The organism is Rhodococcus sp. D-6 (assembly GCF_040256695.1).
Taxonomy (GTDB): Bacteria; Actinomycetota; Actinomycetes; order Mycobacteriales; family Mycobacteriaceae; genus Rhodococcus; species Rhodococcus pyridinivorans.
In genome coordinates, this window is record NZ_CP132970.1 from 3,598,376 (window position 1) to 3,620,746 (window position 22,371).

The window sequence follows — 22,371 nt, forward strand, 5'->3', positions numbered from 1 at the left end:
CCTACAGCCCCAGATCCTTGGAGATGATCGTCTTCATGACCTCGCTGGTGCCACCGTAGATCCGGGTCACGCGGGTGTCGGCGTACAGCCGGGCGATCGGATACTCGGTGATGTAGCCGTAGCCGCCGTGCAGTTGCAGGCACTTGTCGATGACGCGACCGGAGACCTCGGTGCAGAACAGCTTCGCGCGGGCCGCATCGGCGACCGTCAGTTCCTTGCGGTCGAGCAGTTCGAGGCAGTGGTCGACGTAGACACGCGCGGCCTGGGTCTCGGCCGAGCACTCGGCGAGCACGAACTTGGTGTTCTGGAACGAGGCGACGGGCTTGCCGAAGACCTTGCGTTCCTTGGTGTATGCGATCGCGTGGGCGATGGCGGCCTCGGCGAAGCCGACCTGGTTCAGAGCGATGCTCAGACGCTCCTGCGGCAGGTTGTGGGTGAGGTAGCCGAAGCCCGCGCCTTCCTCACCGAGGAGGTTCTCGACCGGCACCTTCACGTCGGTGTACGAGAGCTCGGCGGTGTCCTGCTGGTGCAGGCCGATCTTGTCGAGCTTGCGGCCTACCGCGAAGCCCTCGGTGTCGGTGGGCACCGCGATGATCGACAGGCCGCCGCGGCGGTTCTCAGGATCGAACGGACTCGTACGGCAGACCGTGAGGATGAGGTCGGCGGTGACGCCGCCGGTGATGAAGGTCTTCGCGCCGTTGATGATGTAGTGCTTGCCGTCCTCGGACAGCTTCGCCGAGGTCGCGATGTTGGCGAGGTCGGAACCGGTGCCGGGCTCGGTCATCGCGATCGCGGTCATGATCGAGCCGTCGGCGAAGCCGGGCAGCCAGCGCTGCTTCTGCTCCTCGGTCGCGTACTCGAGCAGGTAGGGCAGGATCAGGCAGGCGTGCACGGTGTAGGAGCCGAACGAGACTCCGGCGCGCGCAACCTCTTCGAAGACGATCGTGTTGAACTTGAAGCCGGACTCGCCCCCTCCGCCGAACTCCTCGGGGACCTGGATCCCCAGGATGCCGAGTTCGCCCAGCCGGCGGAAGAATTCGCGGGGCGGGCGACCCATCTCGTCCCATTCCTCGCGATGCGGCGCGACCTCACGTTCGATGAAGTCGCGCACCATCTTCCGGAACTGCTCGTGTTCTTCGGTGAAGATCGTCCGCTGCATGGCTTGTCCTCCGGGGTGTGGGGGCAAGGAGAGGGGAAGGTCAGTTGCCGGTGAAGTCGCCGGTGCGTCGTTCGAGGAACGCCGAGAGGGCTTCGCGGTGGTCCTCGGTGTGGTGCGAGAGCGCCTGGAAGGAGGCCGACAGTTCGAGGAGCGTGTCGAGATCGACGCGCTGACCTTCGCGCAGCAACTTCTTCGTCATGCGCAGTGCGCTCGGGGGGTTGACGGCGACGCGGGCGGCGAGCGCGTTCGCGGCGTCGAGGAGCTGCTCGGGTTCGACGACCTGCGAGACCATGCCCCAGTCGAATGCCGTCGCGGCGTCGACGCGGTCGCCGGTGAAGGCCATCTCGGCGGCGCGCGCCGCCCCGACCGCGCGCGGAAGCAGCCAGGCGCCGCCGTCGCCGGGGATGATGCCGAGCTTGACGAAGCTCTCCGCGAAGAACGCCTTCGACGAGGCGATCCGCATGTCGCACATCATCGCGAGGTCGCAGCCGGCGCCTACGGCCGGTCCGTTGACCGCGGCGATGACCGGGACCTCGCAGTGGTAGATGGCGCGGGGCAGGCGCTGGATGCCGTAACGGTAGCCCTCGCGCAGGGCGTGGGGGCTGCCGCCGAACATGCCGCGACGTTCGTCCATGTCCTTGACGTTGCCGCCGGCGGAGAAGGCCGATCCGGCGCCGGTGAGAATGACGACGCGGGTGTCGATGTCGCGGTTTGCCTCCTCGGCGAGCTCGACGAGGCGATCGATGACGTCGTCACCCGAGATCGGGTTGCGTGCCTCCGGAAGGTTGATCGTCCAGGTCACGACGTTTCCGTCGCGCGTGCTCAGTACGACGTCCTGCGAAGTTGCCATTGCGGTCGCGGTCCTTCCGGTAACCAGTGTGTGGCTCGCACCATAATTTGGTCGAACGATCGTTCAAATTACGGGGCCGGTCGGATCCTGTAAAGACCGAACGGGCTCGTGGCTCAGTCGGGCAGGCTCACGTTCGATTCGGCGATTCTTATGGCTACCTCGTCCGGGAAGATGTTCCGGAAGACGAAGGGATCGCGGCCGAGCACCCAGCCCGGCGCCAGCGCGGTCGCGTAGCGCTCGAAATATCCGAGCTGCTTCCCGAACAACACGAGTTCCTCGGGCGTCGACGTGTTCCACTTGCGGCCGAGCGAGACGAGCGCACCGATCAGTTCGCTGAGCCGCAACTCCCCCACGTCCTGACCGAGCAGCGGACCGAAGATCTCGGCAACCTGCCGGCCGACCGCCGCGTCGTCGACGTCGAGATCGGCGGCGACACCGAGCGCCCGCACACTCTGCGCGACCGCCGTGAAGTCCCCGTCGAGCAGGGCCGCGCGGAACAACGCCCGCAGCAGCGCGCGCCACTTCTCGGGCAGTTCGCCGACGATGCCGAAGTCGAGCAGCGCGACACGTCCGTCGTCGAGCAGCCAGAGATTGCCCGCGTGCACGTCGCCGTGGAACGGGCCGTGACAGAGCACCGCCTCCATCCACACCTTCACTCCGCGGCGCACGAGCAGGGAGGTGTCGAGATCGTCCTGGCCCGGCACCACCCGGTCGACGGGCTTGCCCTGCAGACGCTCCATGCAGATCACCCGCGGACCGCACCACTGCCAGTACACCTCGGGCACCGTGACGTAGGCGTTGTCGCCGAACGCGGAGATGTTGCGGCGGAAACGATCCTGACGATCCGCTTCGACCGCCGCGTTGAGCTCGGTCATCGTCGCGTTGTAGAGATCGCGGATGATCCCCGGAGTGTTCGCGATACGGAAGAACTCGAAGAGCTGCAGCAGCTTCGCGCCCATGTAGGCGGCGCGCAGATCGACGAGCATGCGGTGCGCGATCCCCGGTCGCTGCACCTTCACCACGGCCCGTCGGCCGTCGCGCAGCACGCACCCGTGCACCTGGGCCACAGACGCCGCGGCGAGCGGCACATCGTCGAACGACTCGAACATCTCGTCGATGCGGTGTCCGAGATCCTCCTCGATCACCGCGCGGGCCTGCTCGGAAGGGAAGGTCGGCACGTCGTCGAGCATGCGCAGGCACGCGTCGGCGAGGGCCGCGGGGAACAGTCCGGGTGACGACGCGATGAGCTGGCCCAGCTTCACGAAGGTCGGCCCGAGATGTTCGAAGGCGTCGACGGTGCCGTGCGCGGCCGCTTCGACGACGCTGTGCTGCCGGGGCCGGACGGTCCACCGCAACACCGCCCACACCACGAAGGCGATCAGGACGGCGGCGACGACCACGGCCCGTCCGAGCTCGGCCGGCCCGAACCGGTCGAGCGGAGGCCGCTCGACGTCCAGTGCCCCGGGTGGAAGGACGTCGGCGAAGGGGCCGACGGGCCCGTTGCGCTCGGGCCTGCTGTGACCCCGCGCTCCGGATACGCCTTCGCGCAGCGTGTACTCGTGCACGACCTGTCCCCACTCCGTCCACCACGCGCTCACCTCGGCGCGACTTCGTGCACGGTACCTGTATCCGGCCCCCCGATCGAGACCCGGCGATCATCTGTCTTCTGTCGGTGCCCCCGACTACTCTCTGACGGGTAGCGGATTCGGGTCCGACCAGCCGGGGGTATCGCGCTCATGACCGAACAACTGCTCGAAGAATCTGCCGGTTCGACATCGACGTCGACCGATTTCATGGAACTCGCCGAGCCGTTCCGTCGCGAACTGCTCGCCCACTGTTATCGCATGAGCGGGTCGCTGCACGATGCGGAAGACCTGGTCCAGGAGACCTACCTGCGCGCCTGGCGCGGTTACGAGAACTTCGGCGGCCGCTCCTCACTGCGCACGTGGCTGCACCGGATCGCCACCAACGTGTGCCTGACGGCGCTCGAAGGCCGCAGTCGCCGGCCGTTGCCCACCGGGCTCGGCGCGCCCAGCTCCGATCCCACCGACGATCTGGTCACCCGCCCCGAGGTGCCGTGGCTCGAGCCGTTCCCCGTGGGGTACGCCACCGACGATCCGTCGGATCCCGCCACCATCGCTGCCTCCCGCGATTCCGTCCGCCTCGCCTTCGTCGCGGCCCTGCAGCATCTCTCCGCTCGTCAGCGCGCGGTCCTGCTGCTCCGCGAGGTCCTGCAGTGGCGCGCCACCGAGGTCGCAGCCGCGCTCGACACGTCGACGGCGGCGGTCAACAGCCTTCTGCAACGGGCACGTGCGCAGCTGAAAGACGCCCAGGTCCGCGACGACGACCTCGCCGAACCCGACAGCGCCGAGACCAAGGCGTTGCTGCAGCGCTGGGTCGACGGCTTCGAGAAGTACGACATCGATTCGCTCGTCGAGATGCTCACCCAGGACGCCGTCTGGGAGATGCCACCCTTCGAGGGCTGGTACCAGGGCCCCGACGCGATCGTCACCCTCATCAAGCACCAGTGCCCCGCGAAGGGCCCCGGCGACCAGGTGCTGCTTCCCACCGTGGCCAACGGCCAGCCGGCATTCGGGCTGTACATGCGAGGGGAGGACGGCCGCCACCACCCTTTCCAACTGCAGGTGCTCGACATCGTCGACGGTAGGGTCGCGCACGCCACCGTCTTCTTCTCCGACGACACCGCCGGGTTGTTCGCCAGGTTCGGGCTGCCGGAGGACCCGGCAGCCCGCTGACGGTCGCGGTCAGGCTTCTGCGGTGGCGTTCTCCTCGGCGTCCTCCGGAGCCCAGGCCTGCGCCGCAGCCGACATGTCCATCCACATGACCTCCCAGACATGGCCGTCGAGGTCGCGGAAGGCCCGCTGGTGGGCGAAGTCCCCCATCTCCTCCTGCGCCTTCTGCGCGCCGGTCGTCACCCATTCGCTGCCACCGGCCGCGATCGCGCCGTCGACGAGCGCGTCGACACCTTCGCGACTGTCGGCCGACACGCACATCAGCGCCTCACGGGCCTTCGTGGTGTCGCAGATGTCGTCGTTGATGAAGTCGCGGAATCGCGGCTTCTCGAGCAACATCACGTAGGTCTGCTCGTTGATCTCCAGGCACGCGGTGTTCTCGTCGCAGAACATGTCGTTGAAGGTGAATCCGAGCGTGTCGAAGAATGCACGGGAGGCGGCGACGTTCTCTACGGCGAGGTTGACGAACAGCATGCGCGACATGGTTTCTCCTGCGTTCGGCCCGTCCTGCGCGGGCGCGGTGTGGGTGTCACGGATACAGACCGGCCGCCCCGCGAGAACTCATCGCGCACCCCGAGATTTCTCGCCGCGGTGTGGTCGTCACTGCTTGCCGAGCACCCAGACCGGGCCCGTGATCAGCCAGATCACCGTGATCGTGGCGAGGGTGGGGAAGATTCCGTACAGCGCCGAGGCCTGTTCGCCGTTCGCGACGGTCGACCCGAGCCCGAGTACGGCTGCCGCACTGATCCCGGCCGCGAGCAGCCATCGCCCGAAGTCCACACATTCCTTGCGGAAGGCCTCCGGGCCCTCCTTCGGAGCGCGTTCCGGTTTCGGACCACCCGCGAGGTGATAGGCGAACCGCCGGTCGGCCCACCGGACGACGCTCGGCCCGAAGGCGACACTCGCACCGAGATAGATACCCGCGGCGCGGTGGACCCAGCCGACCTCCGCCCCGTTGTGCAGATCCACCGCGACGGCCGCGAGCAGAACGACGTCGATCAGCGGGATCAGGGCGAGCAGCACCGTGCCCGTCCTCCGGAGCCGGAGCAGATACCGGCACACGAGGCCGACCGCGAGCACGACCCAGAACGCGATCTCGCACCCGACGATGAAAGCGGCGATGTGGCTGAACATGACCTCAGAATCGCGCGCACATCCCCCCGCGCGCGTCGCCCGATGGGCGGCAGATGCCTCATCACTTCGGGTGACGCCGACCCTGATCCTCCCCCGGTTGTGGTCGAATCGTTCCCGTGGACAACCGTGAATCCGAGATTCGAGTGGGATTCGTGAACCCGCGCTACAACTCCCTGCTCGTCGCCCTCGCGTACTTCGCGGGTGGCGCGCTGTTGTACGCCCTGGATCTCGGTGTGCTCGTCGAGGATCGGCCGCCGCAGCCGCTGTGGGTGTGGCTGGTTCTGCTCGCGTGCGTGTGTGCACCGATGACGATGCGTCGCACACGACCGCTTCTCGCACTCCTGCTGGGCACGGTTCCGGTACTGGTCGACCTCGTCGTCGGCCCTTCGCTGCCGGTCTGGATCGCATACGGCGACCTGCTGTACACCGCAACGCTCTTCGGCTCGGCGCGGACCAGTCGCTTCCTCGAACGCGCCCCGTTGGTCCCGATCGTCGTCGGCGCCGTCGCGCTCGGTGTGTACTTCGGAGAACTGCGCATCGCCGTATGGGCCGTGTCGATCGCCGCGCTCGTGATCGTCGTCCCGATCTGGTGGGCCCGATCCGTCCGCACACATCGGGACGCCGCCGAGATCGAACGGGCACGCGCCGAGGCTCTCTCGCGGGTCGCGGAACTGGACCGTCGCGCCGCCATCACCACCGAGCGACAGCGTCTGGCCCGCGACCTGCACGACGTCGTGGCGGGGCACCTGTCGTCGATCGCGATCCAGAGCGAGGCCGCGCTCCGCCTCCGCGATTCCGATCCCGACAGAGCGCTGACCGTGCTCGAGTCCGTGCGCTCCGGCAGCGTGGCCGCCCTGCAGGAGATGCAGTCGATGGTGCGTCTGCTGCGCAGCGACGACACCGACGACGAGATCACCACCGCGGGTCGCCTCGCCGACCTCGAACCGCTCACCGCATCCGCACGCGCCGCCGGCACCTCCGTCCGGATCGACGGTCGTCCACCCGCAGACCTCGACGCGGAGGTCGATCTCACGGCCTACCGCATCGTCCAGGAGACCCTGACGAACGCGGTCAAGCATGCACCCGGACGGCCGGTGACCCTTCGTTTCGACGACACCGACGGCCGCCTCGGGATCGAGGTGGTGAACCCGATCGGCGACCCGGACACCCCGGACCCGTCACCGGCCCGCGGCGCCGGGCACGGCCTGCGCAACATCGCCGAACGCGCCGCCGCGGTGGGCGGGCACGCCCGCTCCGGTCGCGACGGGAACGAATGGAGGACATACGTGCAACTGCCGATCGCGACCAGGAGCACGACGTGACGATCAGGGTGTTGCTCGCCGACGACCACAGTGCCATCCGCGCGGGCCTGCGGCTCCTGCTCCACACGAGCGAGGACATCGAGGTGGTGGGCGAAGCCGCCGACGGTGCCGTCGCGGTGTCGCAGACGCGCGCCCTCGCCCCGGATGTCGTCCTCATGGACATCCGCATGCCGCACGTCGACGGGATCGCCGCGACCCGCACCATCACCGAGGAGACGAGTGCCCGGGTGCTGGTGCTGACGAGTTTCGAGATCGACGAGTACGTCTTCGAGAGTCTTCGGGCCGGAGCGGCCGGATACCTCCTCAAGACCGCCTCCGCGGATGCCATGCTCGACGCGATCCGGGCGGTGCACTCCGGGGAGTCCGTGCTCTCACCGCAGATCACGCGAACCGTCATCGACGCGTTCGTCTCGAAATCGACTCGGCGGGAGGATGTTCCGGACGGTCCGGATATCGACGCCCTCACCGCACGCGAACAGGAGGTCTTCGCGTGCCTGGGCGAGGGATTGTCCAACCGCCAGATCGCCACCCGCCTCGGCATCGGTGAGAACACGGCGAAGACACACGTCGCCCGGGTGCTCCACAAACTCGGGCTGCAATCGCGGATCCAGGCGGCCATCCTCGCCCGGGACATGCCCGACCATCAGCTCTAGGATCGAGGATGCACCAGGATTCGACAACCGACTCCGAAAGCGCGGGAAAAACAATGACCGGCACTTCCGATCACGACGACCTGCTGCTCAGCGACGCCGAACGCATGCACGCGTTGAACGCACTCGGCGAACACTACGCCGCGGGCCGGCTCGACAGCGCCGAGTTCTACGAACGATCCGGAGAGATATCTTCGGCGCGAACGTTTTCGGCGTTGCTCCCCTCCTTCCGGGGGCTACCCGGCGGTGTTCCCCTCGAACAGGTCGACGGTCACATCCGGATGACCCACGACTCCTCCGCGCCGGCGGTCAGCCACGACAGCTCCTCTGCGACGGCACCCCAGTCCCCGGAGGACGAACTGGCCTCGCTCCGCGAACGGGGCAGCATGGTCGAGACGCTGGACTGGATCATCATCGGCGTCACGCTCGTGACCTTCCTCGTCCTGCAGATCGCTCTCGACTGGAGCTACGCGTGGATCGTGTGGCCGTCGCTGATCGTCACGCTCAGCGTTCCGCGGTTGATCCTGAAGTACAGCGACGACGACGAGAAGGTCTACGAAGAGCTCAAGAAGTCGGAGGCCACCGAACGGAAGAAGCGGCTCGAGGAGGCGTCGAAGCGGATCCGGGAACTCGAGGGTCGTCGCGGTCCGGAGACGCCACGGAGCTGAAGCGACCGACAGTCACGGAGCTGAGCCGAGGGGTGACCGCAGAGCGGGGTCGACCGGTGATCGCGGACCGGGACGAACCACTCCCCGATTGCTCTTTATTGCGCTGTTCCTGGTAGAAGCAAGGAATGGCAATCGAGACCGCACAGTTCACCGTCGATCGTCCGGGTCGTTTCATGGGCGTCGGCATCGAGGTCGCCGACGACGCGTCGGTCTCGGTCACCCAGTCCGTCGGATCGCACCTGTTCGACCACCGCGGGCAGACCACGCTCGCCTCCATCGGCGTCTTCACCGACGTCGCCGCGGGCGCACCCGCCGGTATCGCGCGATTCGCGGAGACCGGTGAGCGACCACAGAGCGTGCTGTCGCACGTGACGGCGACGCTCGCCCACCCCTTCCCCGCCTCGGGGGCCCTCGTCGGTCACGGCAGCAGCCTGTTCTTCGACGAGTCCACCGCCGTGTCGGGCACCGACGTGCGCGACGAGCAGGGTGCTCTCGTCGCGCACCTGGTCGGCCGCTCCATCGTCGTCGGGCGCACGCCGATGGAACTCGGCGCCGAGGCGTCGGAGGCCGTGCCGGAGCGGGACGAGCCGGAACCGTGGTCCGATGTGGCGATCCTGGCCGAACTGCCCGGCCTCGACATCGTCACGGGCATCTCCACCGGGACTCTTCCGCGCGGACCGCTCGCCGGGCTGCTCGGACTCGAGGTGACAGCCGCCGAGCGCGGCGTCGTGCAGGCCCGGCTGTCGCCGCGCGAGTGGATGGCCAACGTGATCGGTTCGGTGCAGGGCGGTGTGCTCGTGTCGATGGCGGAGGCCGTCACCGGCCTGGCCGCACAGACGCTGACAGGCATCGATCAGAACTATCGCGTGCTGGAGATCGGCCTCGACTACCTCCGCTCGCCCGCCGTCCCCGGGCCGGTCATCGAACTGCGATCCGAAGCGGTGCGGGCCGGACGGCGACTCGCGTCCTTCGAGACGACGCTGTGCGCCACCGACGGCACCGTCTACGTGCGCGCACATGCCAACGTCCAGCTGCTGCACCGCGCGTAACGGATTCGCAGGAATCTCCCAGCTTTCTCGCACCGTGCCTCGAGCGTCCGGACGCACGATGGTCGGAACGAGGACGCACGGAGGAGAGATCATGAACGAGGACGGTCGAGCCGTACACCGAGCACAGCGGCCGCGACACTCGCAACGACACCGACTCGATCCACGACCCGACGGGGACGACGGTCACCGCACGTGAGGGTGACCGGGTCCTCGCCGCGGTCAACGTGGGTGTCGACGTCTGATCACGCTGCTCTGCGCGCGGCCGTCACCGCCGCGGCGCCGAGCCTCGGGAACCGGCCGTCGGAGATCGTGGTGAAGGTGTTGCCCATGCGGTTGGTGACGAACGCGACCGACAGTCCGGTCTCCGGGTCGGCGAACGCTCCGGAGCCGCCGAAGCCGTAGTGGCCGACCGACCGCAGCGGCTGCTGCCTCAGGGCGACCCATCCGGGGTGGTAACCCAGCCGCCAGTTGGGCCGGATGCCGAGGACGTAGTCGCGTCGCCGGGTCTGCACTTCGAGCAACTGGCCGACGGTGTCCTCCTTCAACAGGCGGGCACCGTCGATCGCTCCGCCGTTCGCGATCGCCGCGTACATGCGGGCCAGGGCCCGAGCGGTGAACACACCGTTCCATCCCGGCATGACGGCGTCGTGCGCGGACGGACTGCGCATCAACTCGTCGAAGCCCTCCGCCATGCCTGCCTCGGCGAGACCCCGCACGCCCGGCGCGTGCGACAGCACCGCCGACGCCGTCGTCCACGGTGCCGGCAGGAAGTTGACCTTGGGGAACACCCGGGCGATGCGGTGCCGTTGGTCCTCGGGCACGTGGTACCAGAACTCGTCCGTGCCGAGCGGCTCGGCGATCTCGGTGCGCACGAGTTCCTGGAAGGACACCCCGGTCACGCGCGATGCGATCTCGGCGACGAGGTTGCCATAGGTGACGGCGTGATAACCCGGCCCGTGGAAACGTCGTGGATCGGGTGGGGAGGCGGCGAGCGCGGCGGCCACCGCCTCTGAATCGAGCAGTCCTTCCCTGCCGGGCACGAGACCGCGGGACCTGTGCAGTCCGGCGCGATGCGACATGAGCTGTCGCAGGGTGATCGTCTCCTTGCCGGCCGCGGCGAACTCCGGCCAGTACTCGGCCACGGCTGCGTCGTAGTCGAGCAGGCCACGCTCGGCGAGGCGGTGCACCACCGTGCTGGCCACCCCCTTGCCGGTGGAGAACGACAGCACCACGGTGTCGCGGGTCCACCGCTTGTCGCGTGCGGCCCAGCCCGCCCAGATGTCGAGGACGGGTTCGCCGTGCAGGTAGCAGGCGAGAGCGCCGCCGCCCTGACTCGGCTTGTAGAACATCCGGAAGAACAGATCCGCGACAGGCATGAAGCGCGGATCGACCAGCATCTGTGTGGGCGGGGTCGCCACGGGCGGCTCCGTCGTGGAACCTTCGGTCATGAGGGCGATGGTAGGAGTATGTAAACGCTCCCGAGGGTGTTCTCCCACTTCCGCGGCGGTCCGGTCCGCAGGGTGACTGCACGACCTGCCCTTCCGGTGTAAGGATGGGGAGCATGACCCTCGCGCAGAACTCGGAGATTCGCTCCGGCATCGATCTCGGACACGTCGACGAACGGGTCCGCCCCCAGGACGACCTCTTCGAACACGTGAACGGCCGATGGCTCGCCGAACACGAGATCCCCGCCGACCGCGCGCTCGACGGAGCCTTCCGCACGCTCGCCGACAAGGCCGAGGTCGACGTGCGGACCATCATCGAAGAGGCCGCGGCGTCCGGCGCCGAGCCGGGCACCGACGCCCAGAAGATCGGCGACCTGTACACCTCGTTCATGGACACCGCGACGATCGAGGCAGCCGGTCTCGATCCGATCCGCGGGGAACTCCGGGCGGTCTCCGGCGCTGCCGACCGCGCCGCGCTCGCGGCAGTACTGGGCGGGTTGCAGCGCGCCGGCGTGACGGGTGCGCTCGCGCACTACGTCGACACCGATTCGAAGAACTCCGAGCGGTACCTGATGCACGTTTCGCAGGGCGGGCTCGGGCTGCCCGACGAGTCGTACTACCGCGAGGACCGCTACGCCGAGATCCGTGACCGGTACACCGCCCACATCGGCCGGATGTTCGCCCTCGCCGACCTGCCCTACGACGCGGCGAAGGTGGTCGCGCTCGAGACGAGGCTGGCCGCCGGGCACTGGGACGTCGTCAAGCGTCGCGACGCCGACCTGAGTTACAACCTGCTCACCCTCGACTCGCTGCGCACCGATCTTCCGCAGTTCGACTGGACGGGATGGATCACCGCGACCGGCGCGACCACCGAACAGTGGGCCGAGATCGTCGTTCGTCAGCCGAGCTTCCTCGAGACGTTCGCGACGTTGTGGGCCGACGAGGACCTCGACGACTGGAAGGCCTGGGCGGTGTGGCGGGTGCTGCGCGCGCGGGCTCCGTACCTGTCCGAGGCGTTCGTCGACGAGAACTTCGCGTTCTACGGCCGCACGCTCACCGGTACGCAGGAGATCCGCGACCGCTGGAAGCGCGGTGTGTCGCTCGTGCAGGACCTGCTCGGCGAGGCCGTCGGCAAGCTCTACGTCGAACGGCACTTCCCCGCCGAGGCGAAGACGCGCATGCAGGTGCTCGTCGACAATCTCACCGAGGCGTACCGGCAGTCCATCACCGACCTCGAATGGATGAGCCCGGCCACGCGCGAGGCCGCGCTGCGCAAGCTCGAGAAGTTCACCCCCAAGGTCGGCTATCCCGACACCTGGCGCGACTACTCCGCTGTGACGATCACCCCGGACGACGTGGTGGGCAACTACCGCAGCGGGTACGCCGCGGAATACGACCGCGATCTCGGCAAGCTCGGTGGTCCGGTCGATCGCGGCGAGTGGTTCATGACCCCGCAGACGGTCAACGCCTACTACAACCCGGGGATGAACGAGATCGTCTTCCCCGCCGCGATTCTCCAGCCCCCGTTCTTCGACCTGCATGCCGACGACGCCGCGAACTACGGCGGTATCGGCGCGGTCATCGGGCACGAGATCGGCCACGGATTCGACGATCAGGGCGCGAAGTACGACGGCGACGGCAATCTGGAGAACTGGTGGACCGATTCGGACCGCGAGGAGTTCGGTAAGCGCACCGCGGCCCTCATCGCGCAGTACGACGAGTTCGAGCCGAAGGCCCTTCCCGGACAGCGTGTCAACGGCAGCTTCACGATCGGCGAGAACATCGGTGATCTCGGTGGCCTGTCAATCGCGTTGAAGGCCTACGAGATCGCGCTCGACGGCAAGCCCGCGCCGGTCATCGACGGCCTGACCGGCCTGCAGCGCGTGTTCTTCGGATGGGCGCAGGTGTGGCGTACGAAGGTTCGCGACGAAGAGGCGTCACGACGCCTCGTCGTCGACCCGCACTCGCCGCCGGAGTTCCGCTGCAACGGCGTGATCCGCAACATCGACGCTTTCTACGACGCGTTCGGCGTCACCGAGGGCGACAGGCTGTATCTCGATCCTTCGGAGCGCGTGCGCATCTGGTAACTCCACGCACGACTCTGCCCCGACGCGGACAGCGTCGGGGCAGTGGTCGTTTCGGGGCGTTCGTTTCGGGGGCCGTTCTCGGGCTGTCGCCTACCGGATCAGCCGAGGTGCGAGCTCGGCACCGGAACGCCGCGCGCGTGGAACCACGGGATGGGGTCGACCTTGGCGCCGCCCGGCTGCCACACCTCGTAGTGCAGGTGCGGGCCGGTGGACTGGCCGCGGTTGCCCATTGTGGCGATCTGCTCACCGGCGCGGACGTGCTGGCCGACCGAGACGAGGGACTGATCGATGTGGCCGTAGACACCGGTCGTGCCGTCGTCCTGCGCGATGCGCACCCACAGGCCGAAGCCCGAGGCCGGACCGGATTCGATCACGACGCCGTCGGTGACGGAGAGGATGGGCGTGCCGATCGAGTTGGCGACGTCGATACCGTTGTGGTTGGTCCCCCAGCGCGGACCGTAGCCCGAGGTCAGCGTTCCTGCAGCGGGGAAGGCGAGCGCGGGGCGACGCGCGGCCTCCTCACGAGCGGCCTGCTCGGCGGCCTCGCGGGCGATCCGCTCGGCCTCGGCACGCTGTGCTGCCTCCTGGGCAGCGATCGCCTCGACGACACGCTGTGCTTCCCTCTCGGCGGCGCGGTTCAGCTTCTCGGTGTAGTGGGATGCGTCGACACCGGCGACCTTCAGCACCTGCGGTGCGGTCGAGAGGTTCTCCCCGGCGCCCGTCCATGCGGTGGCGGACTCGACGCGGACCCGGTCGCCTGCGGCGTTCGCGACCGTCGTTCCGCCGACGGTGACGGCGCTCGCGAGGACCGCGACTGCCATCCACCTGCCGGCGCGGGTTGCGCGCCGTCGCAGATCGGTGGCTTCTCGGGTGTGGGTGGATTCAGGATTTCGGATCACAGCAGTTTCCTCTGGGACAGGCCCTCGGTAACGAAAGGGTCACGATTCCATCACAGAGTACTTCGACCTTTGACGACCTCAGCGTGTCGCCTTGACTCCAAACCGACCGGTATCGGACAAAAAGCGCCCGATTTGCCCTACTCGATTCACATCGCCACCATCGACCTCACGCGTTGGTCGCAAAACCGGGGTGAACCGTGAGTGACGTCACGCCTTCGGATAACGGGGAAACGATCTCCGAGGGGGTATCGAGGCGGTATTGCGGCCCCAGCCGAGAGGGTCCTACCGCACCGCGAAACGCAGACCGAAATTGTCGAACGTCGCGGGCAGCGGACGCGCCGGATCCGGCTTCATATCCGACACCACGGTGAACTCGGCGGACCGGAGCAGAGTCGCAAGGAAGGTGCTCGCCGCGAACAGCACAATGCTGCGCCCGGGGCACACCGTCGGTCCGGCGCTGAACGGCACGAGCGCGGGATAGCGCTCGGCGCGGCCGTCGAGCCAGATCTCGGGTTCGAAGGTGTCGGCGAACGGCAGGTCGTCGGAGCGGTGGAAGGCCGAGGACAGGATCACGAAGCCCGTACCGGCGGGAATCGTGGAGGTACCACCCGCACCGTCGCTCCACGTGGTCTCTTCCACGGAGTCCCGGAGGATCACCGGAGTGGTCGGCCACAGCCGGGTCGTGTCCAGCACGCAGGCCCGCAGGTACTCGTAGACCTGCGGTGTCCCGGCTTCGGTTCCCGACAATTCCGACTCGACGCGCAGACGCTGCTCGGAATGGGTCGACAACACCGCCAGGGTTCGGGCGCTGACCATGCCTGCGGCGTCGAACGCGAACAACCAGTGCGGCATCTGCCCGATCGGGTCGACGGACGCCGGCGCTGCGAGGTCCCGGACCACCCCGGCCAGACTCTGGGACGGAGCCGCCGTGACATGACGGTGCAGGTTCTGGGTGAACCGATCGCGCAGGCGGTGCCGGAGCGGATGCGCGAACGACCAGTTCCCGTTCGAGCGCAGCGTCCACAACTGGTCGGTGATGCTCTCGTCGTCGCGGGCGGCGTCGCCGAACGCGAGTCGCCGAACGAGGCGCCACCAGGTCTGCACGAAATCAGGAGCGTCGAGTTCACCGCGCGACCTCGCATGCTCGAGCAGATCCTGCGCCTCCTGCTCGATCACGGGAACCCATTCGGCCGCGAGACGGTGCAGGGCGTGTTCCGGTTCGAGGACCGACTCGTTGAACGCGCGTCGCTGGGCGCGGATGTTCCCTCGGGAGATGAGCACACCGTTGGGCTGGAACGGGCTGAGTGCGGCCACCTTCTCCTTGTTGGCCGCAGTGAACGATGCCGTGTCGGTACGCAGGATCCGGTCCACATCCTCGGGCGTCAGGACGATCGCGAGGGTGCGGCCGGGGATCGGCACGACCACCGGTCCGTCACCGTGCCGCTTCCGTAGATCGGCGACCAGGCGGACCACGCCGGCATCGGATTGGTTCTTCTCGAGCAGCTTCATCGCCCAACGCCGACGAGCGATCGGTCCCACCGCCACGAATGGCACGGCCACCTGCCCGAGGAGCCGAGCGGCGTCGGTGGGCGAAACGGTCGCGGTCGTTGCAGGCACAGGTGCTCCCGGCGTCGGAGGGGCAGGACTTGTGAAGGCTTCCCGTCGGGAGCACATCCAAACGTCCGTCCGGACCCGCAGAGGGAGATCACCGCAACCCCGGAACGAGCAGGCTTGCACGGTCCGCGGACAGAAGCACGCCTTCGGACGGCATGCAACTGTCTTCAGGGCGCGCAAACGGTCGGCGCTGCAGTGACAACTACCCGTCCCGATTTCCCCTGTGCCCTATTTTCCGCGCGCCTGCTTGCCGCGAGAGCACCTTGTCGGCCGCCTCCCAGTGCGCATCGAACAGATCGCCACGACCGTCGGAAAACCCTGCGACGGTGTGGAAGTGAGCATCGCCGACGACAGCGAGGTGCTAATCCGCGGATACAACGTGATGCAGGGCTATCTCGACGATCCGGAGGCCACCGCCGCAACCGTCGACTCCGCAGCGGGCCGGCGTGAGCGGGCACGGTTATGCCTCGTCGGTACGCCCGCTCAGCAGATTGTCCGCCTGACCACGGCTTCGAGGAACTTCACGGGAAGCGGTTTCACCCTCTGTCGACTCGGGTATCCGCTGAGGCACTGACCTCGATCGCAGGGGGAGACCATAGTGAAGAACGGTTTTGTCGACCCCAAGCCGGACGCTCACGAAGAGCAGCCGGAGACGGTACGGCGCGCCATCGGTGCGTCGGCCATGGGTAATTTCACCGAGTGGTTCGACTACGGCGTCTATGCCTACACGGCCACCTACATCGCCGATTCGTTCTTCCCCGGCGATCTCGAATCCGCGACACTGCTCACGCTGGGTGTCTTTGCGGTCTCCTTCGTCATGCGGCCGCTGGGCGGTTTCGTGTGGGGTCCACTCGGCGACCGGTTGGGTCGGCGCCAGATCCTGGCGCTCACCATCCTGTTGATGGGTGGTTCGACGGTTCTGCTCGGCGCGGTCCCGTCGTACGAGTCGATCGGGTTCTGGGCACCTCTGCTGCTCGTGCTGTTGCGCATGATCCAGGGGTTCTCCACCGGCGGTGAGTACGGTGGCGCAGCGACTTTCATGGCCGAGTACTCCCCCGACCACAAACGTGGCTTCTACGGTAGTTTCCTCGAGTTCGGCACGCTGGGTGGTTTCTCCGTCGGTGCGTTCCTCGTCCTGATGATCGATCTGATGTCCACCGATGCCTTCATGGCGACCTGGGGCTGGCGACTGCCGTTCTTCGTCGCCGGCCCGCTCGCACTGGTGGGCCTCTACCTTCGTTCGAAACTCGACGAGACGCCGGTCTTCAAGGAACTGGAGGAGGCGCACCAGGAGGAGGCCAGCGTCGGCGCCGAGTTCAAGGACCTGCTCACCCGCTACTGGCGACCGATCATCACGATGATGGGTCTGGTCATCGCGCTGAACGTCTGCAACTACACGTTGCTGAGCTACATGCCGACCTATCTCGAGGACCGGATCGGTCTGACGACCACTTCGGCACTGATCCTGGTGTTGATCGGTCAGCTCGCGATGATGGCGGTCATCCCGTTCTCCGGCTCCTTGTCGGACCGCATCGGGCGCAAGCCCCTCTGGGCGGCGTCGCTGGGCGGTCTGTTCGTTCTCGCCGTGCCGATGTACATGTTGATGTCGGTGGGCTTCGGCTGGGCGATCCTCGGCTTCACCGTGCTCGGCCTGCTGTACGTGATGCAGTTGTCGACCATCTCGGCGACCTTCCCCGCGATGTTCCCCACGCAGGTCCGGTTCGCCGGGTTCGCGATCTCGTACAACGTGGCCACCTCGATCTTCGGAGGTACGGCTCCCGCGATCAACGAATGGCTCGTCGAGCGGACCGGCAACGATCTCATGCCGGCCTTCTACATGATGGGCGCGTGCGCGGTCGGTCTCGTCGCCCTCTACTTCGTGGCGGAGACCGCGGGCGCATCGCTGCGGGGACGCGGTATCCCGGGTATCGATACCGAAGCACGCCCCGCGGCCTTGTCCCATCACTGATGTTGCCCCGGTTCGAGGTTCGAGGTTCGGAGACGGCTCGTGAATCGACGACCCGGTCGTCGATGTGGACGGTGGCACCGTCTCGGCCTTCCTGCTGTGGTTCGAACACGACCGGCTGTGGGAGATCCTCGTCGGGATGTTCCTGTTCGGCGTCGGCATGGGCACGACCTACGCCGCGATGCCCGCGCTCATCGCACGCAGCGTGGCCGACACCGAGCTCGGCAGCGCCGTCAGTTTCAACCAGGTCCTCCGCACCGTCGGCGGCGCCTTCGGCAGTGCCCTGTCCGGCGCCGTCCTCGCCGCATACATGGGCGCCGACCTGCATCGGACCGACGGAGGCATCACGCTCGCGTTCGCCCTCGGGGCGTGCGGCAGCGTGATCGTGTTCGCCGCGCTCGCGGTCAACCATGTCCGGTCGCTCCGTCCCTCCGATACCTCGGTGAGCACGCCGGCCCTTCGCGGTGCCGATCTGCGCCGCTGACCGGATACCGCCGATACGCGAAGGTCGTCGCGTCGCTCTTCCTCCCGTCGACTCCACCGACCCATCGTCGGCGTGAAGTCACCCATCGGACATTCCGACGATGAACACATCCCGTGCCCGTACCCGAACTTTCCGAGGCTCGAGTACGGGCATGTTGTCGCTTCTGCGGTTACACACATTTCAAGATCGAACACAGCACATCGATCGTCGTCACGTTATCCATCACAAGTCCGAAATGCACGAAAGATCCTCTCGCGCCCAACTTTCGAACCCGTGGTTGGATGTGCGGTCGAGATACGGACTCGAGCGCGCGACGCCGCGTGGCGAAGCCGAACTCCATCACAGCCACCGCCTGCCCCGGGAGGAACCATGACCGACATCGAGACGAAGAACTTCTTCACCGATCCGGAACTCGTCGAGGACCCGTACCCCTACTACGACGCCCTGCGCGAGGGATGCCCGGTCACGCGCGAACCCCACCACAACGTCATGATGGTCACCGGCTACGAAGAGGCGATCCAGGTCCTGAGCGACGAGCAGACCTTCTCGTCGTGCATCTCGGTGACCGGTCCGTTCTCCGGCCTTCCGGCCTGCCCCGAGAGCGACGACATCACCGACTTCATCGAGGAGCACCGCCCCTCGCTGCCGATGAACGACCAGCTCCCCACCATGGATCCCCCGCAGCACACCGACCATCGCGGCCTGCTGATGCGGCTCATCACGCCCAAGCGCCTCGAGGAGAACGAGGCCTTCATCGAGCGCATCGCCGACCGCCTCCTCGACGATCTGCTCGCCCGAGGCGAGGGCGACTACATCACCGGCTTCGCCGCTCCGTTCGCGATGCTCGTCATCGCCGACCTGCTGGGCGTGCCGGAGAGTGACCATCAAGAATTCATCGAGGGCCTGAAGATCCAAGTGGAGAAAGGCTTCTCGCTCGGCAGCACCGAGGGTGAGACGCTGAAGCTCAACCCGCTCGAGTTCCTGTACAAGAAGTTCGGCCAGTACATCGAGGACCGCCGCGCGAACCCCACCGACGACGTGCTGACGGGCCTCGCCACCGCAACCTTCCCCGACGGCACCCTGCCGCCCGTCGACGACGTCCTGCGTATCGCCGCGAACGTGTTCTCCGCCGGCCAGGAGACCACCGTGCGTCTGTTGAGTTCCGCGTTGCGGATCATCGCCGAGCAGCCCGAACTCCAGAAGACCCTGCGCAGCGAGCCCGATCGCATCCCGAACTTCATCGAAGAGACGCTGCGTTTCGAGAGCCCGATCAAGGGCGACTTCCGGCTCGCGAAGACCCCCACCACCGTCGGCGGGGTCGACGTCTCGGCCGGCACGATCATGATGCTGGTCAACGGCGCCGCCAACCGCGACCCGCGCCAGTTCTCCGACCCGAACGAGTTCGACATCGATCGCCGCAACGCACGCACCCACATCGCGTTCGGTCGCGGCGTGCACTCGTGTCCTGGCGCCCCGCTCGCCCGAACCGAAGGACGCGTGGGCATCGCGCGCCTGCTCGAGCGCACCAGCGAGATCCGGATCTCCGAGAAGGTGCACGGCCCCGAGGACGACCGGAAGTTCGGTTACCTGCCGACCTTCATCCTGCGTGGCCTGCTCGCCCTGCACCTCGAGTACACGCCGGCGGAAGGTGAGTCGAAGTGAAGGTCGTCGTCGACGACGACGCCTGCCGCGGACACGGCGTCTGCCTCGCGGCCTGCCCGGAGGTCTTCGACCTGAGCGACGGCGGATACGCCGTCACCCTGATGTCCGAGGTCCCGGCCGAACACCAGGACTCCGTGCGGGAGGCCGCAGGGGGTTGCCCCGAAAGGGCGATCCGGCTCGACTGAGATCAGAGCGCGCCGTTCTTCGACGGGTCCGGCGTCCGGCCGGGTGCGCTCCGATCCCCGCGTTGGTTGTCAGGATGTCTCACGGCCATCCTGACAACCAGCGAATTGCCGCAGCGGATGGCGAGAACGGCAGCGGATTCCGTCCCGGGTGCGCATTCCGACTTGCCTCTTTCCGGCCCCGAATCAGCCGTATCGGGATGAGAACAAGGTTTCTTTTTCTGATAGCAACAGTCTCGAGTCGGGACGGAAAGCGGAAGGACGGCCCCGCGTTGCCTCCCTACCCTCCGGTACAGTGTCCCCATGTCCACTCCACGCGACACAGGGCGATCCGGGCAGTGACGGGCGCCAGCGAAGAGCCGGCCTGGAAGCAGCGCGCGGTGGAGCGTTCCATCCGGACCGCGAAGCTGCGCGCCGAGCAGCGCGTTCAGCGCTTTCTCGATGCCGCACAGGCGATCATCGCGGAAAAGGGCAGCACCGACTTCACGGTTCAGGAAGTTGTCGACCGGTCGAAGCAGTCGCTTCGCAGCTTCTACCTACAATTCGACGGTAAGCACGAGCTGTTGCTGGCACTCTTCGAGGATGCTCTGAGCCGCTCTGCCGATCAGATCCGTGCCGCTGCCGCCGACGAGAAGGATCCTCTCGATCAGCTGCGCGTCGCAGTGGAACTGCTGTTCGAGTCGTCCCGACCCGATCCGGCGGCCCCGCGACCCCTGTTCACCGACCTCGCGCCGCAGCTGGTGCTCACCCATCCTGCCGAGGTGAAGGTCGCACACGCACCGATGCTCACGCTGTTCACGGAGCTGATGGAGAAGGTCGATGCCGAGGGCAGCCTTCGCGAGGGAACGAACGCGAAGCGAATGGCCGCCATGACAATGCAGACCGTGATGTCCATTGCCCAGTCGAGCGGGGGCGACGACACCACGACCCTTCTCATCTCGGCCGACGAGGTATGGAGTTTCTGCTCGCAGGGATTCGCCGCCCGCTGACGAGAGCAGCATTCTCGAACAGCAAAGTTCATCCCTCTCGCTCGGTGATCACGAGAAGCCAATCCCCGTCTCCATCCGTGTTCGGCCCCGGTATGGGGATGTCGCCGTTCTCGTCGGAAGTCGCCGGCTGCCGAGGCCCGGTCGCGTCGGCGGGGTCGACCCACTCGAGGGTCGCCTCCTCCGGTACCAACGCAGGATCGAGCCGGATCGTGCGCTGCGTCGGAAGGTAGACGACGGCGAGTGAACCGTCGGGTGTCCGGGCAGCGGTGACGTACTCGTCGTCGAGAACGTCGATCATCTCGTCACTCGTCCACGGGGTGCCGCGACCTGCGACGACGAGCGGTTCGTCGATATCCGGCACGAGCTCCCACCACGGCCACGACTGCCACAGTTCACGTATCGCTCGCAGCTGTGCGACAGCGGGAGTATCCAGACGGGTTTCCCACCCGTCCGGGAACTCCCAGTCGTCGGAACCCCGGAACTCGCCGGGCGAACCGGAGGTCAGTGCCCACAACGCCTGACGTCGGAGTGTCTCGTCGGTGGTCGGTGCCGTGTCCTCCTGGTTGTTCTCACCTTCGTAGTTGCCCTCCGAGAACAGTGCGGGTCGCGGGTCGCGGGTTCCGTCGGCACGCTCGTAGGCCTGCAGGACGGCCTGATAGGTGGGCGCGTAGGTGTAGACGAAGTTCCAGTCCACGACCGGTTCCCAGAACGGGTGATCCGTGGACAGCAGCTTGTCCCACCCCAGTTGGATCGTGAACGGTGCGTCGGAGCCGGCATCACGGATCCCGTCGAGCATCGCGTGCAGCACGAGATCCGACTCGGCACCGGCCGCGAGATCCTCCGCCTCCGGTGAGTAGTCCCCGCCGGTCATCCAGACGATGTTCGGGAATTCCGCGTACCGCTGCGCGAACCGCCGTCCGTACTCGAAGGCCTGTTCCGGCGTGGTCGACGCGAAGACGTGGGTGAGGTTCCACCCGTCCATCGGATACAGGAATACCGTGTTCCCGTGGCGGCACGCGATCCGGAGGTAGTCGTCGACACGCGACCAGTACACCTCGTTCCACTGCGTGATGTCGCCGTCGACGAACGGTTCGATGCCGTCGAAGGTGGCGCCTTCGTAGCTCGGGCCGCCGTTCACCGGCACGACGATCGCCGACATGATCGAGGCATTGAACCCGTTGATCTCGCGGTCGGTGAAATACAACTCGGCCTGCTCGGGCGACCAGTCGGCCATCCCCGACCACGGCGAGTCGCCGCGGACGAGGACGGGATCACCGTATTGATCCTCGAAATGGCGGCCATCGGCGCCGACGGACGAGACGAAGCGGTGGTCGGCGGCATCGCAGTCCGCTTCGACCGCCGGGACGTTCGTCCGCTGTTCCTGCTCTCCCGCGTTCGAACAGGCCGCGACCAGCAGCAACACCATCACAAGGACTGCCTGTTTCATCGTCACCCCAC

19 protein-coding genes and 2 pseudogenes are annotated in these 22,371 nt (G+C 67.1%); 12 read left to right on the top strand and 9 right to left on the bottom strand.

Annotated features, from left to right (window positions below; all coding sequences use genetic code 11):
* Window position 1 precedes the first annotated feature (1 nt).
* From RBB84_RS16730 to RBB84_RS16740, 3 genes are all read right to left on the bottom strand, one after another.
* Window positions 2-1,159: an acyl-CoA dehydrogenase family protein gene (locus tag RBB84_RS16730; protein WP_006553733.1), complete on the bottom strand. Its 1,158-nt coding sequence runs from the start codon at window positions 1,157-1,159 to the stop codon at window positions 2-4.
* 40 nt (window positions 1,160-1,199) lie between these two features.
* Window positions 1,200-2,009 (bottom strand): crotonase/enoyl-CoA hydratase family protein, encoded by an 810-nt coding sequence (locus RBB84_RS16735; RefSeq protein ID WP_064256110.1) that lies wholly within the window; start codon window positions 2,007-2,009, stop codon window positions 1,200-1,202.
* Between the two features lie 113 nt (window positions 2,010-2,122).
* Entirely contained in the window at window positions 2,123-3,559 is a 1,437-nt protein-coding gene (locus RBB84_RS16740) for an AarF/UbiB family protein (protein WP_052039957.1), read from the bottom strand.
* Window positions 3,560-3,745: 186 nt separating this feature from the next.
* Here RBB84_RS16740 and RBB84_RS16745 point away from each other — a divergent pair, with 186 nt between their 5' ends.
* A complete protein-coding gene (locus RBB84_RS16745) occupies window positions 3,746-4,765 on the top strand; it encodes a sigma-70 family RNA polymerase sigma factor (protein WP_064256109.1) in 1,020 nt (339 codons plus the stop codon).
* A 9-nt stretch (window positions 4,766-4,774) separates the two neighbouring features.
* Here the strand turns inward: RBB84_RS16745 and RBB84_RS16750 are convergent, their stop codons facing one another.
* A complete protein-coding gene (locus RBB84_RS16750) occupies window positions 4,775-5,245 on the bottom strand; it encodes a hypothetical protein (RefSeq protein ID WP_064256108.1) in 471 nt (156 codons plus the stop codon).
* 117 nt (window positions 5,246-5,362) lie between these two features.
* On the bottom strand, window positions 5,363-5,896 hold the full coding sequence (locus RBB84_RS16755) for a hypothetical protein (protein WP_024102108.1): 534 nt from the start codon (window positions 5,894-5,896) through the stop codon (window positions 5,363-5,365).
* A 116-nt stretch (window positions 5,897-6,012) separates the two neighbouring features.
* Here RBB84_RS16755 and RBB84_RS16760 point away from each other — a divergent pair, with 116 nt between their 5' ends.
* The 4 genes from RBB84_RS16760 to RBB84_RS16775 all read left to right on the top strand — a co-directional run bounded on the left by RBB84_RS16760 (window position 6,013) and on the right by RBB84_RS16775 (window position 9,585).
* Window positions 6,013-7,218, top strand: coding sequence for a histidine kinase (locus tag RBB84_RS16760; protein WP_064256107.1), 1,206 nt, complete (start codon window positions 6,013-6,015; stop codon window positions 7,216-7,218).
* Window positions 7,215-7,871 (top strand): response regulator transcription factor, encoded by a 657-nt coding sequence (locus RBB84_RS16765; protein ID WP_033096339.1) that lies wholly within the window; start codon window positions 7,215-7,217, stop codon window positions 7,869-7,871. The genes RBB84_RS16760 and RBB84_RS16765 overlap by 4 nt, the downstream gene beginning before the upstream one ends.
* Before the next feature lie 53 nt (window positions 7,872-7,924).
* Complete coding sequence (locus RBB84_RS16770) at window positions 7,925-8,536, top strand: DUF1707 domain-containing protein (RefSeq protein ID WP_064257482.1); 612 nt, start codon at window positions 7,925-7,927, stop codon at window positions 8,534-8,536.
* Window positions 8,537-8,661: 125 nt separating this feature from the next.
* The gene (locus tag RBB84_RS16775; protein ID WP_024102111.1) at window positions 8,662-9,585 is read left to right on the top strand and encodes a PaaI family thioesterase; all 924 of its coding nucleotides are present in this window, start codon (window positions 8,662-8,664) and stop codon (window positions 9,583-9,585) included.
* A gap of 242 nt (window positions 9,586-9,827) precedes the next feature.
* Here RBB84_RS16775 and RBB84_RS16780 read toward each other — a convergent pair whose 3' ends face one another.
* On the bottom strand, window positions 9,828-11,033 hold the full coding sequence (locus RBB84_RS16780; protein WP_064257483.1) for a serine hydrolase domain-containing protein: 1,206 nt from the start codon (window positions 11,031-11,033) through the stop codon (window positions 9,828-9,830).
* Between the two features lie 113 nt (window positions 11,034-11,146).
* On the opposite strand from RBB84_RS16780, the gene RBB84_RS16785 reads away from it, so the two are divergent.
* Window positions 11,147-13,117 carry a M13 family metallopeptidase gene (locus RBB84_RS16785; RefSeq protein WP_064257484.1) on the top strand — a complete coding sequence of 657 codons (1,971 nt, stop codon included), beginning with the start codon at window positions 11,147-11,149 and terminating at the stop codon, window positions 13,115-13,117.
* A 98-nt stretch (window positions 13,118-13,215) separates the two neighbouring features.
* Here the strand turns inward: RBB84_RS16785 and RBB84_RS16790 are convergent, their stop codons facing one another.
* Together RBB84_RS16790 and RBB84_RS16795 are read right to left on the bottom strand one after the other, a co-directional pair.
* On the bottom strand, window positions 13,216-13,938 hold the full coding sequence (locus tag RBB84_RS16790; RefSeq protein WP_006553745.1) for a M23 family metallopeptidase: 723 nt from the start codon (window positions 13,936-13,938) through the stop codon (window positions 13,216-13,218).
* Window positions 13,939-14,298: 360 nt separating this feature from the next.
* Window positions 14,299-15,633, bottom strand: coding sequence for a cytochrome P450 (locus RBB84_RS16795; protein WP_064257485.1), 1,335 nt, complete (start codon window positions 15,631-15,633; stop codon window positions 14,299-14,301).
* A gap of 286 nt (window positions 15,634-15,919) precedes the next feature.
* Between RBB84_RS16795 and RBB84_RS16800 the strand changes: the two are divergent.
* From RBB84_RS16800 to RBB84_RS16825, 6 genes and pseudogenes are all read left to right on the top strand, one after another.
* A pseudogene (locus tag RBB84_RS16800) lies at window positions 15,920-16,063 on the top strand (fatty acid--CoA ligase); the annotation flags it as partial.
* 249 nt (window positions 16,064-16,312) lie between these two features.
* Entirely contained in the window at window positions 16,313-17,599 is a 1,287-nt protein-coding gene (locus RBB84_RS16805; protein WP_228045185.1) for an MFS transporter, read from the top strand.
* 76 nt (window positions 17,600-17,675) lie between these two features.
* Window positions 17,676-18,080, top strand: a pseudogene (locus tag RBB84_RS16810) (MFS transporter); the annotation flags it as partial.
* A 369-nt stretch (window positions 18,081-18,449) separates the two neighbouring features.
* Complete coding sequence (locus tag RBB84_RS16815; RefSeq protein ID WP_024102116.1) at window positions 18,450-19,742, top strand: cytochrome P450; 1,293 nt, start codon at window positions 18,450-18,452, stop codon at window positions 19,740-19,742.
* Window positions 19,739-19,927, top strand: a complete 189-nt coding sequence (locus RBB84_RS16820; RefSeq protein ID WP_006553751.1) for a ferredoxin — start codon at window positions 19,739-19,741, stop codon at window positions 19,925-19,927. The genes RBB84_RS16815 and RBB84_RS16820 overlap by 4 nt, the downstream gene beginning before the upstream one ends.
* A gap of 335 nt (window positions 19,928-20,262) precedes the next feature.
* A complete protein-coding gene (locus RBB84_RS16825; RefSeq protein ID WP_019290814.1) occupies window positions 20,263-20,913 on the top strand; it encodes a TetR/AcrR family transcriptional regulator in 651 nt (216 codons plus the stop codon).
* A gap of 28 nt (window positions 20,914-20,941) precedes the next feature.
* Here RBB84_RS16825 and RBB84_RS16830 read toward each other — a convergent pair whose 3' ends face one another.
* Window positions 20,942-22,360 (bottom strand): DUF4038 domain-containing protein, encoded by a 1,419-nt coding sequence (locus RBB84_RS16830; protein ID WP_033096414.1) that lies wholly within the window; start codon window positions 22,358-22,360, stop codon window positions 20,942-20,944.
* Between the last annotated feature and the right edge of the window lie 11 nt (window positions 22,361-22,371).